This is a genomic window from Foliimonas ilicis (genome assembly GCF_039939195.1).
GTDB classification, from domain to species: domain Bacteria; phylum Pseudomonadota; class Alphaproteobacteria; order Rhizobiales; family Rhizobiaceae; genus Foliimonas; species Foliimonas ilicis.
On the sequence record NZ_JBDUUH010000019.1, the window covers coordinates 22,542 to 38,902 of the forward strand.

Sequence of the window (16,361 nt, forward strand, 5' to 3'; positions counted from 1 at the left end):
CGTCTACTATTTTAGCCTGCTTGCGCGACGCGAGGTCAAAACGAGAATTCCGAAGGCCACCAGACCGCAAGCGATGCCGACGGCAACGGTGGCTGGCACCGACCCTAGTCGCGCGCTCAAACTTCCTTCGAACACCATGTAGATCAGCGTCGATAGAGTGACCCCAATCGCATAGGAAACGACAACCGATATACTGACGATCTTGCGGATGATCCAGGCGATCAGGGCTCCCAGCAACGCCGCACCGACAATGATACCGAGCAAACTGCCAATCATTGGTGCCAATGCTTATTCCTCTCCGCGTGGAAAATAACGACTGCAATTAAAACGTTTATTCCGAATTTTTTTCAATCGAAAATGCAGTGCGTAAGAAAATGCATCCAGCGCATTGTTTTGAAGCTAGCCTATGAGGCGTTGCCTGACTTCGCGCAGAGGACATCTGGTATCAGATTAGAAGCAAGTCGTGCGTCCTTCGAGGCTCACTGCGTTCGCACCTCAGGATGAGGGAGGTAGCGATAACTCGATGGTTAAGCCTCTGAAATTATCGCTTTAACAACCCACCTCCCTCATCCTGAGGTGCGAACGCAGTGAGCCTCGAAGGACGCACCGAAGCGCCAATTTCCCTCATGCTGAGCCTGTCGAAGCACGCACAACCCCAAACAGAAAATGGCCGGGAGTTACCCGGCCATCGACGTTTATAACTTTGAAACGAGCCTACTGCGCGATCGGCGCATACTTCCCGTCGTGCCACTGGTTGATATCGTAGCTGGCGTTTTTCAGGTCGCCCTTTTCATCGAATGTAACCGAGCCGACAACGGTTTCGACCGGCTCGCCATTCTTCAATGCTTCGGCTACGGCAGACGGATCGTCCGAACCGGCGCGCTCGATGCCCTGCGTGATAGCCTGGATGGTCGCGTAGGAGAACAGCGTGAAGCCTTCCGGCACGAAGCCGCCAGCCTTGATCTTTTCGACCGCTTCCTTGGCTTCCGGCTTTGCCTGCGGGTCGGACGGGAACACGAACATCGTGCCCTCGCCTGCCGGGCCAGCGATCTGCCAGAATTCCGGCGACGCGATGCTGTCGGGCATGATGAGCTGGAACTTCAGATCCTGTTCGGCAGACTGGCGCAGCATCAGGCCAGCTTCGGGGTGATAACCACCGAAATAGACCACATCGGCCTTCAAATCCTTTAGCTTGGTCACAAGCGCGGAAAAATCCTTCTCGCCAGCGTTCAGGCCTTCATAAAGAACTTCCTTGAGGCCATTCTCGTTCATCGTGGCGCGCACGGCATCGGCAATGCCCTGACCGTAGGCGCTCTTGTCATGCAGGACGACGACATTCTTGCCCGCGTATTTCTTGGCAATCCACGGACCGATGAAGGCGCCCTGCGCATCGTCGCGCGTGTAGAGACGCATGATGGTCGGGAAGCCCTTTTCGGTCAAAACCGGGTTTGACGATGCTGGCGTCATCATCAGCACCGCGCTTTCGGCATAGACGTCCGCCGCGGGAATGCTGGAGCCGGAGCAGGCATGGCCATCGACGAATTTGATGCCATTGGCGACGATGCGGTTTGCGACCGAAACGGCCTGCTTGGGATCGCAGACATCGTCTTCGATGGCGATCTTGACCTGACGGCCCATGACGCCGCCCTTTTCGTTGATGGCCGCGGCAGCCGCTTCCGCACCCTGACGGAACTGGTCGCCGATATTGGCCAACTGGCCGGTCATCGGGCCGACCACGGCGATTGTGATGTCTTCGGCGCGTGCATGCGCAGACAGCATGAGGCCGGCGATTGCCGCGCCCAGAAGTGTTTTCCTGATCATTTCCTATTCCCTCCACGGCCTTATGATTGCGGCCGAAAGCGACACTGATACAGCAGCCTGAATGCGCCTGCCACGGGCCAGAATAAAGATTTCTAGGGCCACGGAAACGAAAAAGGCCGCGCCGGCTTTGTCTCAGCCGGTCGCAGCCCTGTTCCCGCAATTCCTTATCCTGGAGCGGAGATGCCCGTGTCCTGCATCTTCCGCCCCGCCGTCCCTTCTTAAACTCTCTTCGCGCGCGGCTGGCTCGCCTCATGGCTGCCGCGTTCTGTTCTTGAAACCTGCCGTCTTGTGCGGCTTATGGTTTGCAGTCCGTCGCGTTCCGGTGCGGCCCTATGTTGGAGCATGGGCCTTATTGTGCACTCTGGAACAAATCGCTCTTAGTGGGTGGTCATCCATTCGCGGGCTTCGCGAAGGGCGCGCGCCAGTTCGATCTTGCTCATCGACGCCGTCAGTTCGGAGCGCAATTCGGCTGCGCGGGCCGAGCCCCTGATTGCGGCGATGTTCAGCCATTTATGCGCGCTCACCAGATCGGTTTCGCAATCGCGGCCTGTTGCATACATAAGGCCGAGTTCGAACAGAATGTCCGCCTGGGCGCTAGTTCCGACTGCGCCGTTTCCGGCATCAAGCATTTCAAAACGTGCCATTTTCAAGCTCCCTGTCACTGATCCGAGAGCGCCCCTTTTTTGTCCCCAGGGCTTGCTCTTCCGATGCTTTCGAGAATGCCAGCGAGGCTTGAATCCGCCGTTAAATGGCGTGCTTAATTTGGAACAAACAAAGTCCAAACAAGAAGTAAATCAAGGACTTCGTTAAGGATAGAAATCGCGGAATCTTCGGGATTTGCCTCAAATTTTCTGAAAATATGAAATGGCTTTTGCAAGACTTCGCTAACCACAGGAATCGTCAGCTAAAAACATCCTCGTTAAAACATGGGCGTTGCGGCGCCAAAATTCGTGCAACCTTCCCTTGCGGCACCCGCTTTCCAGTCTTCCATGTTTCGACTAGCTTACGTTTGCGTAAGGTGCCGATACGGCAGACATTTGCGCTCAGAGGAGGAGGCAAGAATGTTCAAACGAGTGGTTATGGCCGCAGCGGCGGCATTCCTTATATCAGGCGCGGCCTATGCCGATCCGATCGAAGGCAATTGGAAAACGCAGAGCGGCGAGACGGCAGCCATCGCCAATTGCGGTGGTGCTTACTGCATCACGCTCAAATCCGGCAAGTTTTCCGGCAAGAGCATCGGCAAGATGAATGCTTCGGGCAGCGGAAAATATTCCGGCTCGATCACCGATCCGGCCGACGACAAGACCTATTCAGGCTCGGCATCGCTTTCCGGCTCGAAACTCAACATGACCGGCTGCGCGCTCAAGATCTTCTGCAAGACGCAGGTCTGGTCGAAGCTTTAGGGCTGCTCCTGTTTAGATAGAGGCACGAGGCACCCCCCTCTGCCCTGCCGGGCATCTCCCCCTCAAGGGGGGAGATTAGCCGATGTGACTTTCTGCTTTCATTCTGCAACGCCAGCAATTGGCGCCGCAGGTTCGTGATTAGGGTAATCTCCACCCTTGAGGGGGAGATGTCCGGCAGGACAGAGGGGGGTGTTGTCCCGCCAGCGCTTCTATTCAAAAATGCAGGGTTTTAACGCAGATAAGCTCACCGCGCCTTCTGACCGAACAGAACCTTCTGCGCTTCCTTGTCGTCGGCGACGTTCTTGCGATGCTCTTCACCCACTGAAATGCCCTTGGCGACAGCCGGGCGTGCCAGCATCGTCTCGAACCAGCGCTTCAAATTCGGAAAGTCTTCCAGATCCTGCCCCTGGTTCTTGTAAGGCTTGACCCAGCCGATGCAGGCCATATCGGCAATCGAATATTCGCCCGCCAGAAATTCGCGATCCGCCAGACGCCGGTTCATCACGCCGTAAAGGCGGTTCACCTCATTCGTGTAACGATCGATGCCATAGGCGATCTTTTCCGGCGCATATTGGCGGAAATGGTGCGCTTGCCCGGCCATCGGGCCAAGTCCGCCCATCTGCCAGAACAGCCATTGATCGGCTTCGACGCGGGCGCGCTCGTCCGACGGATAGAATTTTCCGAATTTCCGGCCGAGATATTGCAGGATCGCGCCAGACTCGAAGACGGAAATCGGCTTACCATCCGGGCCTTCGGGATCGATGATGGCAGGCATGCGGTTGTTCGGGGCGATTTTGAGAAATGACGGCTCAAATTGCTCGCCCTTGCCGATATTGACGTATTTGACCTCGTAGGGAACGCCGAGCTCCTCCAGCATGATCGATATTTTCCAGCCATTCGGCGTCGGCCAGTAATAGAGTTCGATCGGCTTGGTTTGGGTCGTCATCGGCATTCTCCGCGTTGAAACTTCATTGCAGATAAGCAGATCGTTTCGAAACGCAAGCTCTCGAAATTGAACCGAATATGAACGGCGGCATCAGAAGTGGTTCAGCGCCGGGAAGGCATAGTCTCTTTGACACTGAGCAAAGAGATGCCGAAGCGGCCAAGGAATTTCGAGATGAGCAACATTCTTTCACAGAAAGTCGAGTTTCTTCGGATCCTGTCGCGCGCCTTCGTCATGCTGGCCGTAATGGCCTCGCCGCTCGCAGCGATCACCTCGATCCAGGCCGGCCAGTCCGTCACAATCGAAGCGCCTTCCCTGAAAAAGCAGGGCGTCGGCTTTGTCCTTCTCATGAGCCTGCAGCGCGCCTGATACTGGCCCAAAAAATTGGTCGCCCGGCCCCCTCCCAAGCCGGGCGGCTCTTCTTTATAAGGGGACATGGAAAATCGAATCTACCCACAACCAATCGGCGAAATAGAATCACCCGCGCGCATCGCGCCGCAAAGCTTCAATGATCCGGCGGAAGCCGTCGCTGCTCTCCAGAAGCTGTATGATCGCAACACCGCCTTCCTGCGCGATTCATTTTCCGCGCTTGGCAAGGGCGGCGACATCTCCAAGAAATACCGCGCATTCTACCCTGAGGTCGGAGTCACGACTTCTTCCTACAGTCTGATCGACTCGCGGCAGGCCTACGGCCACATGCCGACGCCCGGTCATTTCTCGACCACGATCACAAGGCCGGATCTGTTCCAGAAATATCTGACCGAGCAACTCGGCCTTATCATGCGCAATCACGGCGTACCGGTGACGGTGTCGGAATCGCACACGCCGATCCCCGTGCATTTCGCCTTTATCGAAGGCACGCATGTCGACGGTTCGATTGCCGACCGCCTGAACAGGCCGATACGCGATCTGTTCGATGTGCCGGATCTCGATGGCACCGACGATCACATCGCCAATGGCACATTCGAATCCGCGCCGGGCGAAGCGCGCCCGCTGGCGCCTTTCACCGCGCAGCGCATCGATTACTCGCTGCACCGGCTGTCGCACTACACCGCAACCAGCCCCCAGCATTTCCAGAATTTCGTGCTGTTCACGAACTATCAGTTCTATATCGACGAATTCTGCCTTTATGCGCGTAAGCTGATGGCCGATGGTGGCGAAGGCTATAGCGAGTTCGTCGAGCCCGGAAATGTCTGCACGAAGGCTGGCGAGACGAAGCCGACCACCGGTGCAACGCCGCCTCGCCTGCCGCAAATGCCTGCCTATCATCTGAAAAAGGGCAATCATGGCGGCATCACCATGGTCAATATCGGCGTTGGGCCTTCCAACGCGAAGACGATTACCGACCATATCGCCGTGCTGCGCCCGCATGCCTGGCTGATGCTCGGCCATTGCGCGGGCCTGCGCAACACGCAGGCGCTGGGCGATTACGTTCTGGCCCACGCCTATGTGCGCGAGGACCATGTGCTGGACGACGATCTGCCGGTCTGGGTGCCGATCCCGCCGCTGGCTGAAATTCAGGTGGCCTTGCAGGAGGCCGTTGCGGAAGTGACCGGGCTGACCGGCTACGATCTGAAGCGCATCATGCGCACCGGCACGGTCGCCACCATCGACAACCGCAATTGGGAATTACGCGACCAGCGCGGCCCGGTGCAGCGCCTGTCGCAATCGCGCGCCATCGCGCTCGACATGGAATCGGCGACCATCGCGGCGAACGGCTTCCGCTTCCGCGTGCCTTACGGAACGCTGCTTTGCGTTTCCGACAAGCCGCTGCATGGCGAACTCAAACTGCCGGGCATGGCGACCGAGTTCTACAAGCGGCAAGTCGCGCAGCATCTGACCATCGGCATCAAGGCGATGGAAAAGCTGGCCGAAATGCCGATGGAGCGCCTGCATTCCAGAAAATTGCGCAGTTTCACGGAGACGGCGTTCCAGTAGTACCTTGATCTTGCCAGCACTTGATTGACTTGAATGAGCCGCATTTTGTGAGAATAGAAGCGGCATGAAGACGAGAAGCACGAAAAGTCTGATCAGCCTTGGGCTGATTTGCGCGAGCATGGCGATCGCGGCCGCCCTTATTTTCGGATTTATGGGCCGGCTGCATCCGGCTTTCGATTCCTTCTCGCATTTTCGCGTTCATCTCGGCGTGCTTCTGGCGCTCGTAGCGGTCCTGCTTTTCGCGTTCCGTTTTCGCTGGGAAGGCGCTGCGGCACTGGCCTTCGCGATTGCAGCCCTTTCGACCGTCGCAAATTTCATCTCCATTCCGGGTCTTCAGGTTCATGCCGCCAATCCAGCGGACACCGCCCAGCCCGTTTACAAGCTGCTTCACCTCAATCTGCGCTTCGACAATCCTGAACCGGGAAAAGTGCTATCGCTGATCGGCAGGACCAAGCCGGACGTGATCACGCTCAACGAAGTCTCCTCCATGTGGCAGGACAGGCTGGAAATACTGAAAGCCAGCTATCCATACGGCATCGTCTGCCCGCGCCCGAACAAGGTTTTCGGCGTGGCAATCCTTTCGCGCAGACCGATGGTCGAGGGACAGGAGGCCGCCTGCCACGATCGCGGCGCGCTGGCCATCGCGCCGGTCGATTTCGGCGGCAGGCCGGTCACGATCACCGCGCTTCACCTCGGCTGGCCGTGGCCCTTCGAACAGTCGCGCCAGATCGGCCTGATCGAAGAGCGGCTTTCGACGATCGAGGGCGACGCTATTCTGGCGGGGGATTTCAATGCAGCCCCCTGGAGCGCTTCGGTGAGACGCGTGGCGGCGGCAACCGATATGGCGATTACGCCATCGATCGGCCCGACATGGCTGCATCACAGCCTGCCAACGGCGCTACGCTTTATGGGCCTGCCGATCGATCAGGTTCTGCACAAGGGCGGCGTCAATATCCGCTCCGCCCACACGTCGGATGAAGCAGGTTCGGACCATCTGCCGATACTTGTCGAATTTTCGCTGCCCGCACCACCCCCACCGCCAAGCGAAGAGAAAACGACGGTGCTTGCGGATCATGCCGAGGCAGAGAGATTGTCGTTGGCGAACTGAACTAGCTGTGATGTTTTGACGAAATCACGAGGCGCCCCCCTCTGTCCTGCCGGACATCTCCCCCACAGGTGGGGAGATTAGATTTCATCTATGATTTCGCCAATTTTGATCGTTGCAAAATCTGGCTCCTGCAAAAACGGACAGCCAATCTCCCCACCCGTGGGGGAGATGTCCGGCAGGACAGAGGGGGGCGCTGTCCCGCCAGCGTTTCTATCTAAGAGTGAAAGACCTAGCGTCTCGTCAGCGCAGCAACCAACCCTTCGACCTTGCCGCCATCGCGGTGCTCGACGGCATCGAACTTGTTCTGCCGTGCCTCATATTCCTTGTAGATCGTCGCGACCCGGCCCTTGGCCTCGCGTTTTGCCTTACTGCATTGCGGATCGCCGGTGGTCTGGACCGCCCTTACGCTTTTCTGCGCGACAATCACCATTTCGGTCGCGATTTTCCCGTGAATCTCTTCATGCTTGCGCACGCCTGCGAAGAATCGTTTCCAGCGGGATTTGAGTTCGGGAGATACCGGACCCTCGACTTCCGGGTATCTGTAGGTCAAAGCCAGACCGGCATTTGCGCGCGATGCGCTGCAGCGTCCGTCCTTCTCGACCCAGTCGATGTCCCAGCTCACCTTGTAGCGGGTTTGCGCGATTGCGCGGGTCAGAAATCCATGTTTCGGGCCTCGGCTGTCCATGGCATCCATAAGGAGCCTGCCGGTCTTGCCCTGTATTCGGTAAGTCTCGATTTTGACCGAAACCTTCGGCCCTGCCGAAGCTGGCGATGCCAGCCCGCACGTCAATGCTACAGATGCGACTGCCAGTGCACGCATTCCGAGACCCTCGCGAAGATCAAAACAGAGCACACTGACAGTATCATTTCAACTGCGAAGAGGTTGTGTCAAAAGACACAGTGAAAATTACAAACGCAGCATCCGAAGGTTGCAGAAAACCTTACATATTTGTGTAGACTGGACCCTCTCCACCCTGCGGCGGCACCCAGTTGATGTTCTGGTTGGGGTCTTTGATGTCGCAAGTCTTGCAGTGCACGCAGTTCTGCGCGTTGATAACGAAGCGAACATCCTTCGCCTCAGGGTCGGCAGCCGCATTGCCATCGGCATCCACCCACTCATAGACGCCAGCCGGGCAATAGCGGGTCGACGGACCGGCAAACACATCATGCTCGGAACGCTTCTGCAATTCCATGTCCTTCACCTGAAGATGGACCGGCTGGTCCTCCTCATGGTTGGTCGAGGACAGGAAAACGGATGACAGACGGTCGAAGGTCAGAACACCGTCCGGCTTCGGATAGGCGATCTTCTTGTGCATCGATGCGGGCTCGAGCGACTGCGCATCGGTCTTGCCGTGCTTCATCGTGCCGAAAGGCGACCAGCCGAACAGCGTGTTCAGCCACATGTCCAACCCGCCAATGCCAACGCCGGTCAGGCCGAAGCGTGACCATAGCGGCTTCACATTGCGCACCTTCTTGAGATCCTTGCCTATCTCGGAGGCGCGCCATGCGTCGTCGTAGGATTTCAGTTCGTCATTGTTGCGACCGGCTGCAATCGCATCCGCAACATGTTCGGCTGCGAGCATGCCGGAAAGAACCGCATTGTGCGAACCCTTGATGCGCGGCACGTTCACGAAGCCCGCCGAGCAGCCCATGAGGACGCCACCGGGGAACGAAGTCTTCGGCACCGACTGATAGCCGCCCTCGGTAATCGCACGCGCGCCGTACGAAAGACGCTTGGCGCCTTCGAATGTGCCGCGGATGGCCGGATGCGTCTTGAAGCGCTGAAATTCCTCGAATGGCGCGAGATACGGATTCTTGTAGTTCAGATGAACCACGAAGCCGACCGCGACCATATTGTCTTCGAGATGGTAGAGGAACGAGCCGCCGCCCGTCTTCATACCCAGCGGCCAGCCGAACGAGTGCTGAACGAGGCCGGGCTTGTGGTTTTCCGGCTTTACCTGCCAGAGTTCCTTGAGGCCGATGCCGTATTTGCCGGGCTGGCTGTCCGCGTCGAGGCTGTATTTGGCAATAAGCTGCTTGGCCAGCGAGCCGCGCACGCCTTCGCCGATCAGCACATATTTGCCCATCAGCGCCATGCCGGGCGCAAAGTTCGGGCCGTGCGAGCCGTCGCGCTCGACGCCCATGTCGCCGGTAATGACGCCGGTTACCGCGCCTTCGTCATTATAGACCAGATCGGCGGCGGCGAAGCCCGGATAAATCTCGACGCCCAGCGCTTCGGCGTGGCCTGCCAGCCAGCGGCAGACATTGCCGAGCGAGACGATGTAATTGCCGTGATTGCTCATCAGCGGCGGCATCAGGAAATTGGGGAGGCGCACGGACCCAGCAGGACCGAGCAGCAGGAAGTGATCGTCCGTTACCGGCGTCTTGAAAGGGTGGCCTTCTTCGCTGCGCCATTCGGGCAGCAGCTTGTCGATGCCGATCGGATCGACCACGGCACCGGACAGTATATGCGCACCGACCTCGCCGCCCTTTTCGAGCACGACGACCGAAAGCTCCGGGTTGACCTGTTTCAACCGGATTGCGGCAGCAAGACCGGCAGGCCCTGCCCCGACGATTACCACGTCGAATTCCATGCTTTCGCGTTCGACTTCGCTCATAAATCCCTCCGCACTGGCTTGGCCACTATCTGACACCTTGCTGGCTTGGCGCGTTTGATAACGCATCGTTTCACGACTGGAAACACTTCGATTTGTCGCGCGAGCGATAATTCTCGAAGCTTACCATTGCTTAGCCGCTGAACGACAGGCAACACACTATCTTACGTTTACGTATTCGTAAAACAATGGTTCCGATTTTGGTCCTATTTTCCTGAACGCGTTTCTCATCCATACTTTGTTTCATGCGCAAGACAGCGCCATCGAGGTTTTGCTTTTCGCGGAACGGCAGCCGATGGCAGCGCTTTGCCGCAATCGCAGCAGGGCTTTTACTGCTCCTTGGCTTCACCGCCTTTTCGCGCGCTCAGGACGAGGAACAGGTGCCGTCGCTCTGGATCGCCGGTGCCTATTCCTTTTCGGACGAGCTTGGCGGCTTCACGATCCGCTCGGTCTCCGGCACAGGCAGAAAAAACGATCCGGTCATCATCGTGGAGGAATTCGCGTCTTCCAGCCCCATTACGCTTGTGATCAGGGCGATCAGGCCGGTACGCGCCTTCGACAATAGCGGGCTTTATGCCAATGGCATGATCTATATGCGCATCGTCACCATCAATGGCAGCGGCCAGCCCTGGATGGAGTTCGAATTCGAATTGCAGGAAATACTCGGCGTGCCCAGCCTGTTTGGCGACGGGCTATCATTCGACCAGCGCAGCACGGATTCGAAAACGAGTTCGGCGGATAGCTTTGCGGAGTTCAGCCGCGATTTCGAGCCGTATGACAGGCTACTTTACCGCAACGGCAAGGTCGATCCGGGCGAAAGCGCCGGTTTCAGCTTCCTGATTACGGATTTTACGCCGAACCGTCAGTTTTACATTGTTCAGGACCCGCGCATCCCGTCCAGTTGACCTTGCAATCGCGAGGCGTAGCGACGATTGTAAAATCATGACCCCCGCTTCAAGAGACAACACGCCGACCATGGCAGACCTGCTCGCATTCTATGCGGAAGCGGGCGTCGATGATGCGATCGAGGAAGAGGGCGTCAACCGCTTCAACCAGCCGAAGAAACCGGCAGAACCCGCACCACAGGCAGCGCCCGCCCAGCAGCAACCGCGCCAGTCATTGGCGGCGGCGCAGCCAGAGCCGATGCGCCCCCGTCCGACTGCCGCCGTGCCGGACGAGGCGCAGGCGGCCCTTGCCCGCCAGCTTGCCGCATCCGCCAACACGCTTGAGGAATTGCGCGAGCATGTGGCGGCGTTCGAAGGCTGCAATTTGAAATTCACGGCGAAAAATACGGTTTTCAGTGATGGAAACCCTGAAGCCGCGATCATGCTCGTCGGAGAAGCTCCGGGCCGGGACGAGGACATTGAGGGCCTGCCCTTCGTCGGACGCTCCGGCCAATTGCTCGACCGTATGCTGGCCGCGATCGGCCTCGACCGGACATCCGCCTATATCGCCAATGTCATTCCGTGGAGGCCACCGGGAAACCGCACGCCGACGCCGCATGAGACGGAGATTTGCCGGCCTTTCGTCGAGCGGCAGATAGAACTCGTCAATCCGCGTGTGCTGGTCAGTCTTGGCGGGCCATCCGCCAAGCTCATTACCAATACGACCGAGGGCATATTGAGGCTGCGCGGAAACTGGCGTTCGCATACGACAGCGGCCGGAACGATTATCCCGGTCATGCCGACGCTGCACCCCGCCTATCTATTGAGAAATCCCGCCCACAAGAAACTTGCATGGCGGGATTTCGTGGAAGTGAAGGTCAGGCTTCGCGAAACAGGGTAATCACCCTGTTTTATGCGCTCTGCAAATCCGCGACGCGAGAGCGACGCAAAGCGATATATTGCAGTTCCGCAAACAGCCCAACCGCCAGCGCCTGCGCGACGATGAAAGCGATGCCCAGCGCATTCGGCTGCACCAGACCGGCGATCAATATGCCGAAGCTCGCAATCACCCATGCAACATTGATGAAGACGATCTCGCGCAGCCAAAAACGCGGGATTTCGCTGCGCCGGGCCGCTGCTATCAGCAATGCCGCCACAGGCAGGAGCGCCACGCCTGCCCAGAAGATCAGACCTTGCGGCAGGTTGAGCAGCGGCGACAGAAAGCTTGCGCCAAAGATCGTCAAGGCAGCGGCGGCCAGTCCGACGCCTGCATCGGCTATAAGTGTGTTGCGCAGGAAGGGTGTGTTCTGGATGGTCATGTCGGTTTCTCCGTTGTTGATGAACGAAGGATGGCAGGCGCACCGGCATTGCGCGATTACCTCGCGGGTAATGGTCTGTGATACATTTTCGTTTTAGAAATCTCGCATGGCTACTTCATTGCAAGAAAACCCGTTTGGAGATTTGCTCAAGGAATGGCGTCAGCGCCGCCGCATGAGCCAACTCGATCTGGCGCTGGACGCCGAGATTTCACAACGTCATCTGAGCTTCGTCGAAAGCGGGCGATCCAGGCCTTCTCGTGACATGGTGCTGAAGCTCGCCGAGCACATGTCGGTGCCGCTGCGCCAGCGCAACCGCCTGTTGCTCGCCGCCGGTTTCGCGCCAAGCTATGAGGAACGCGGGCTCGATCACCCTTCCATGAAGCCCGCCATGAGCGCGGTGCAGGCAGTGCTGAACGGCCATGAACCCTATCCGGCAATCGCGGTCGATCGGCAATGGAACATGGTGGCGTCGAACAATGCGATTGCGCCTTTTCTGGAAGGCGTTTCTGATCCTGCACTTCTGGAATCGCCGGTAAATGTGCTCAGGCTTGCGCTGCACCCCAAAGGTATTGCGCCGCGCATCGTCAATTTGAGCGAATGGCGCACGCATCTGATCGAGCGCCTCAAAATGCAGATCGACGCCTCGGCGGATGCCGGTCTGATCGAACTGGAAAAGGAGCTTTCCTCCTATCCGGGCCGCGGGTCTTCGAAACCCTACGATCCGCATGCATCGGTCGCTGTTCCGCTGCTGCTGCGTATGGACGACACGATCCTGTCGTTCATCAGCACCATCACCATCTTCGGAACGCCGCTCGACGTGACGCTTTCGGAACTGGCGATCGAGTCGTTTTTCCCGGCGGACCGGGATACCGGCCTTTATCTGCAGAAGCTTGCGGCGCAGCGCGAAAGCGCGCTCTACTGAGGACTTGAGGCTTTTCTCGCCTCGCGGCGCTCGATGCCGAGCTGGCGCTCGCGCCAGATGATGAAGAGCCCTGCGCCCACCACGATGGCACCGCCGACGAGCATATGGATGGTCGGGACGTCGCCAAACAGGAAATAGCCCGACGCGATTGCCAGTATCATCGACGTGTATTCGAAGGGTGCGACGGTCGAGGCTTCGGCATGGCGATAGGCTTCGGTCAGGAAAAGCTGGGCAATGCCGCCGAATATGCCGGAGCTTATCATCAAGACCCATTGCTGGGTGCTCATCATGCTCCAGCCGAAGGGGATGGTCAGCAGAGCCGCCACGCTGCCGGTAATCGAAAACCAGATAACGATGGTTGCCGTTTTTTCCGTGTGAACGAGCTTGCGCACAAGGATCATCGCGATTGCCGATGCAGCCGCGCCGCCGAGTGCTGCAAAGACGCCAAGCAGTTCCTGAGAGCCCATACCGGCACCCGTTTCCAGCAGCGTGAATTTCGGGATCGAGATGATGAAAACGCCGATCAGCCCAACGACGACCGCGCTCCAGCGATGGATACGGATCGTCTCGCGAAGAATGAGCGCGCTGAAAATGACCACCAGCAGCGGCTGCGCGTAATTCAGCGTGATCGCTTCGGGCAAGGGCAGCCGCGTCAGCGCGAAGAATGTCAGGCCCATCGCACAAATGCCGACCAGCCCGCGCATAACGTGGCCGACCGGATTGCTGGTTTTCCAGATGCCCGTGAGCTGCTTTCTGTAGGCATAGACCAGCAGGATCGGGAAAAGTGCGAAGAACGAGCGAAAGAATACGATCTGCCCGAGCGGCAGTTCGCCAGCGCTTTTTATCAGGCTGGACATGACGACAAAGGACGTGACGGAGAGAATCTTGAGCGTAATTCCGGTAAGCGAATTGGGTATGACGGGACTGGCTGGATTCACTTTAGAGATGCGTCCTGTATCGCGGACCAAATCCGCAAGGGTGTTGCAGGCATCTCGATATGCGAAATTCCGTAGGCGCGATAGAGCGCATCGGTAACTGCGTTCATGACCGCAGGCGTCGAACCGACGGTTCCTGCCTCGCCCGCACCCTTCATGCCAAGTGCATTCGTGGTCGATGGCACGTTGCGTGTTTCGAAATTTATCATCGGAATAATGTCGGCGCGCGGGATTGCATAATCCATGAAACTCGCGGTCAGAAGCTGCCCGTCATCCGAATAGACCGTATCTTCCGTCAGCGCCTGCCCGACCCCCTGCACCACGCCGCCATGAACCTGTCCGGCCAGCAGGATCGGATTAACGGTCACGCCGAAATCATCGACGATCGTGTAGGCGGTTATCTCTGCATTGCCGGTCTGCGGGTCGATTTCGACTTCGCAGATATGTGTGCCGTTCGGATAGGTCGCCTCGTCCTGCACGAATTCGGCAGATGCCTTGAGGTCATCCGGGGCCGAGGCTTTCTTGGCGAGGTCCGCGAAGCTGATGGAACGGTCGGTGCCGACGATGCGGGCTTCGCCGCTTTCCAGTTCGATGTCGCCGGTCGAGGCTTCCAGCTCTTTCGAGGCGAGCTTCTTGATCTTTTCAGCCAGCGCTTCGCCAGCGCGCGCCGCAGAAACGCCGCCCAGCGGGATCGACCGCGATCCGCCCGTTCCGCCGCCGGAATCCAGTCTGTCGGTGTCGCCCTGATGCATCTTGATAGAGGCGACTTCCATGTTCAGCTTTTCGGCAACGAGCTGCGCATAGGCGGTCGCATGGCCCTGGCCATTCGATTGCGTGCCGATGAACAGCGTGACCGTGCCATCGCCATTCAGTTCTACATGGGCCGGTTCGGAACCTGCAAAGGCGCATGCCTCGATATAGGTCGATATGCCGATGCCTCTGATCTTTCCGTTCTTTTCGGACTCAGCATAACGGCTGGCGAAATCCGACCAGGAGGCGTTTTCCATTGCCTGCGACAGGTGGCCTTCGAACTCACCGACATCGTAAAGCCTGCCCGTTTGCGTCAGATAGGGGAAATTTTCCGGCTTGATGAAGTTGCGGCGGCGGATTTCATCCGGCCCGATATTCATCTCGCGGGCGCATGCATCGACAAGTTTCTCGGTCAGAAACGCCGCTTCCGGGCGTCCCGCACCGCGATAGGCGTCTATCGGGCAGGTATTCGTGTAGACGCCGGTAATCAGCACATCCAGGTTCGAAATGTCATAGACGCCGGTCGACATGCTGGACCCGACATAGGGAATGAACGGGCCGTATTGCGAGATATAAGCGCCGAGATTTGCCGTCAGCCTGACGCGCAGACCGAGGAAATGCCCCTCTTCGTCCATCGCCATTTCAGCGGTCACGACATTGTCGCGCCCTTGCGCGTCGGTCAGGAAATGCTCGGTCCGGTCGCCGGTCCATTTCACCGGCACACCCAGCCGCTTCGCGGCCTCCAGCACCAGCGGATGCTCCCGGTAGACGAAGGTCTTCGGGCCGAAACCGCCGCCGACATCGGGCGTCACGACGCGCAGCTTTTTCTGCTCGATGCCGAACACCTGCTCGGCAATGATCTTGCGCATGGAGTGCACGCCCTGCGAGCCGGTCGTCAGGGTGAAACGATCCTCCTTGGCACTCCATTCGCCGATTGCCGCGCGCGGTTCCATATAGTTACAAACGAGACGATTGTTCAAAAACTCGATGCGGGTGATTTTCGCGGCCTTCGCGAAAGCCGCATCGGTCTTCGACGGGTCGCCTATCTGATAGGTGAATGCCCGGTTGGAACCGAGATCGGGCCAGACAAGCGGCGCATCGGAGGCCAGTGCCTCGGAGGTCTGCCCTATCGCGTCTTCCTGATCGTAATCGATCTCGATCAGATCGGAGGCGTCCTGCGCCTGCGCACGGCTTTCGGCAACGATGAAGGCAACGGCATCGCCGACATAGTTCACCCGGTCGGTGCAGAGGATAGGAATATCGCGGGTAGGCGCGCGCGAACCATCCGGCTGTTTCTGCATCGCGCCGGACTTCAGCGGATTGAGATGCGCAAGGTCGCTGCCGGTCAGGACGAGGCGCACGCCGGGCGCGGATTTCGCGTCTTCCGTCGAACCGATCTTGAAACTTGCCTTCGCAACGGGCGAGCGCAGCACATAGCCATGCAGGACACCTTCGGGCGCGATGTCGTCGGTATAGCGCCCCTCGCCCTTGATGAAGGCCTGATCTTCGAGGCGCAAAACAGAAGCGCCCATTCCAAATTTGGGAGTGGCAATTGTCATGATTGGCTGTCCCTGCTGTCAGGATTTGAACATTGGGAAATCTGGCTACCCTAATGAGATAGGGACGCTGGCAGTTTTGTCGATAAAAGCTTTCGTGTAAACAACGACGCCTGCATGCCGATGCGTTTTCGCTTCGGTGGTCCATATGGTTTTTCCGGAAAGTC

16 protein-coding genes are annotated in these 16,361 nt (G+C 58.2%); 7 read left to right on the plus strand and 9 right to left on the minus strand.

The annotated features are described in order from the left end of the window. Positions 1-6 precede the first annotated feature (6 nt). The 3 genes from ABFT80_RS27220 to ABFT80_RS27230 all read right to left on the minus strand — a co-directional run bounded on the left by ABFT80_RS27220 (position 7) and on the right by ABFT80_RS27230 (position 2,465). Entirely contained in the window at positions 7-285 is a 279-nt protein-coding gene (locus tag ABFT80_RS27220) for a hypothetical protein (RefSeq protein WP_347975080.1), read from the minus strand. Positions 286-714: 429 nt separating this feature from the next. Further along, positions 715-1,821: an ABC transporter substrate-binding protein gene (locus ABFT80_RS27225; RefSeq protein WP_347975081.1), complete on the minus strand. Its 1,107-nt coding sequence runs from the start codon at positions 1,819-1,821 to the stop codon at positions 715-717. A gap of 377 nt (positions 1,822-2,198) precedes the next feature. Continuing rightward, entirely contained in the window at positions 2,199-2,465 is a 267-nt protein-coding gene (locus ABFT80_RS27230; RefSeq protein WP_347975082.1) for an SEL1-like repeat protein, read from the minus strand. 417 nt (positions 2,466-2,882) lie between these two features. Between ABFT80_RS27230 and ABFT80_RS27235 the strand changes: the two genes are divergently transcribed. Then, on the plus strand, positions 2,883-3,224 hold the full coding sequence (locus ABFT80_RS27235) for a DUF2147 domain-containing protein (RefSeq protein ID WP_347975083.1): 342 nt from the start codon (positions 2,883-2,885) through the stop codon (positions 3,222-3,224). Between the two features lie 244 nt (positions 3,225-3,468). On the opposite strand, the gene ABFT80_RS27240 is transcribed toward ABFT80_RS27235, so the two are convergent. Continuing rightward, positions 3,469-4,170, minus strand: coding sequence for a glutathione S-transferase family protein (locus ABFT80_RS27240; protein WP_347975084.1), 702 nt, complete (start codon positions 4,168-4,170; stop codon positions 3,469-3,471). Positions 4,171-4,341: 171 nt separating this feature from the next. Between ABFT80_RS27240 and ABFT80_RS27245 the strand changes: the two genes are divergently transcribed. The 3 genes from ABFT80_RS27245 (at position 4,342) to ABFT80_RS27255 (ending at position 7,213) form a co-directional block, all read left to right on the plus strand. Beyond that, positions 4,342-4,536 (plus strand): hypothetical protein, encoded by a 195-nt coding sequence (locus ABFT80_RS27245; protein ID WP_347975085.1) that lies wholly within the window; start codon positions 4,342-4,344, stop codon positions 4,534-4,536. A 66-nt stretch (positions 4,537-4,602) separates the two neighbouring features. After that, positions 4,603-6,105 (plus strand): AMP nucleosidase, encoded by a 1,503-nt coding sequence (locus ABFT80_RS27250; protein ID WP_347975086.1) that lies wholly within the window; start codon positions 4,603-4,605, stop codon positions 6,103-6,105. A gap of 64 nt (positions 6,106-6,169) precedes the next feature. Beyond that, positions 6,170-7,213, plus strand: a complete 1,044-nt coding sequence (locus ABFT80_RS27255; protein WP_347975087.1) for an endonuclease/exonuclease/phosphatase family protein — start codon at positions 6,170-6,172, stop codon at positions 7,211-7,213. Between the two features lie 229 nt (positions 7,214-7,442). On the opposite strand, the gene ABFT80_RS27260 is transcribed toward ABFT80_RS27255, so the two are convergent. Together ABFT80_RS27260 and ABFT80_RS27265 are read right to left on the minus strand one after the other, a co-directional pair. Continuing rightward, on the minus strand, positions 7,443-8,033 hold the full coding sequence (locus ABFT80_RS27260; RefSeq protein WP_347975088.1) for a DUF922 domain-containing protein: 591 nt from the start codon (positions 8,031-8,033) through the stop codon (positions 7,443-7,445). A 121-nt stretch (positions 8,034-8,154) separates the two neighbouring features. Continuing rightward, the gene (locus tag ABFT80_RS27265; RefSeq protein WP_347975089.1) at positions 8,155-9,831 is read right to left on the minus strand and encodes an electron transfer flavoprotein-ubiquinone oxidoreductase; all 1,677 of its coding nucleotides are present in this window, start codon (positions 9,829-9,831) and stop codon (positions 8,155-8,157) included. 242 nt (positions 9,832-10,073) lie between these two features. Between ABFT80_RS27265 and ABFT80_RS27270 the strand changes: the two genes are divergently transcribed. Together ABFT80_RS27270 and ABFT80_RS27275 are read left to right on the plus strand one after the other, a co-directional pair. After that, the gene (locus ABFT80_RS27270) at positions 10,074-10,733 is read left to right on the plus strand and encodes a hypothetical protein (protein ID WP_347975090.1); all 660 of its coding nucleotides are present in this window, start codon (positions 10,074-10,076) and stop codon (positions 10,731-10,733) included. Between the two features lie 37 nt (positions 10,734-10,770). Then, positions 10,771-11,613 (plus strand): uracil-DNA glycosylase, encoded by an 843-nt coding sequence (locus tag ABFT80_RS27275; RefSeq protein WP_347975091.1) that lies wholly within the window; start codon positions 10,771-10,773, stop codon positions 11,611-11,613. A gap of 10 nt (positions 11,614-11,623) precedes the next feature. On the opposite strand, the gene ABFT80_RS27280 is transcribed toward ABFT80_RS27275, so the two are convergent. Continuing rightward, positions 11,624-12,031 (minus strand): hypothetical protein, encoded by a 408-nt coding sequence (locus ABFT80_RS27280; RefSeq protein ID WP_347975092.1) that lies wholly within the window; start codon positions 12,029-12,031, stop codon positions 11,624-11,626. Between the two features lie 106 nt (positions 12,032-12,137). On the opposite strand from ABFT80_RS27280, the gene ABFT80_RS27285 reads away from it, so the two are divergent. Next, the gene (locus tag ABFT80_RS27285) at positions 12,138-12,953 is read left to right on the plus strand and encodes a helix-turn-helix domain-containing protein (protein ID WP_347975093.1); all 816 of its coding nucleotides are present in this window, start codon (positions 12,138-12,140) and stop codon (positions 12,951-12,953) included. Here the strand turns inward: ABFT80_RS27285 and ABFT80_RS27290 are convergent. After that, on the minus strand, positions 12,947-13,891 hold the full coding sequence (locus ABFT80_RS27290; protein ID WP_347975094.1) for a DMT family transporter: 945 nt from the start codon (positions 13,889-13,891) through the stop codon (positions 12,947-12,949). The genes ABFT80_RS27285 and ABFT80_RS27290 overlap by 7 nt on opposite strands. Next, positions 13,888-16,197: a xanthine dehydrogenase family protein molybdopterin-binding subunit gene (locus ABFT80_RS27295; RefSeq protein WP_347975095.1), complete on the minus strand. Its 2,310-nt coding sequence runs from the start codon at positions 16,195-16,197 to the stop codon at positions 13,888-13,890. Before ABFT80_RS27295 ends, ABFT80_RS27290 begins: the two co-directional genes overlap by 4 nt. Positions 16,198-16,361 lie beyond the last annotated feature (164 nt).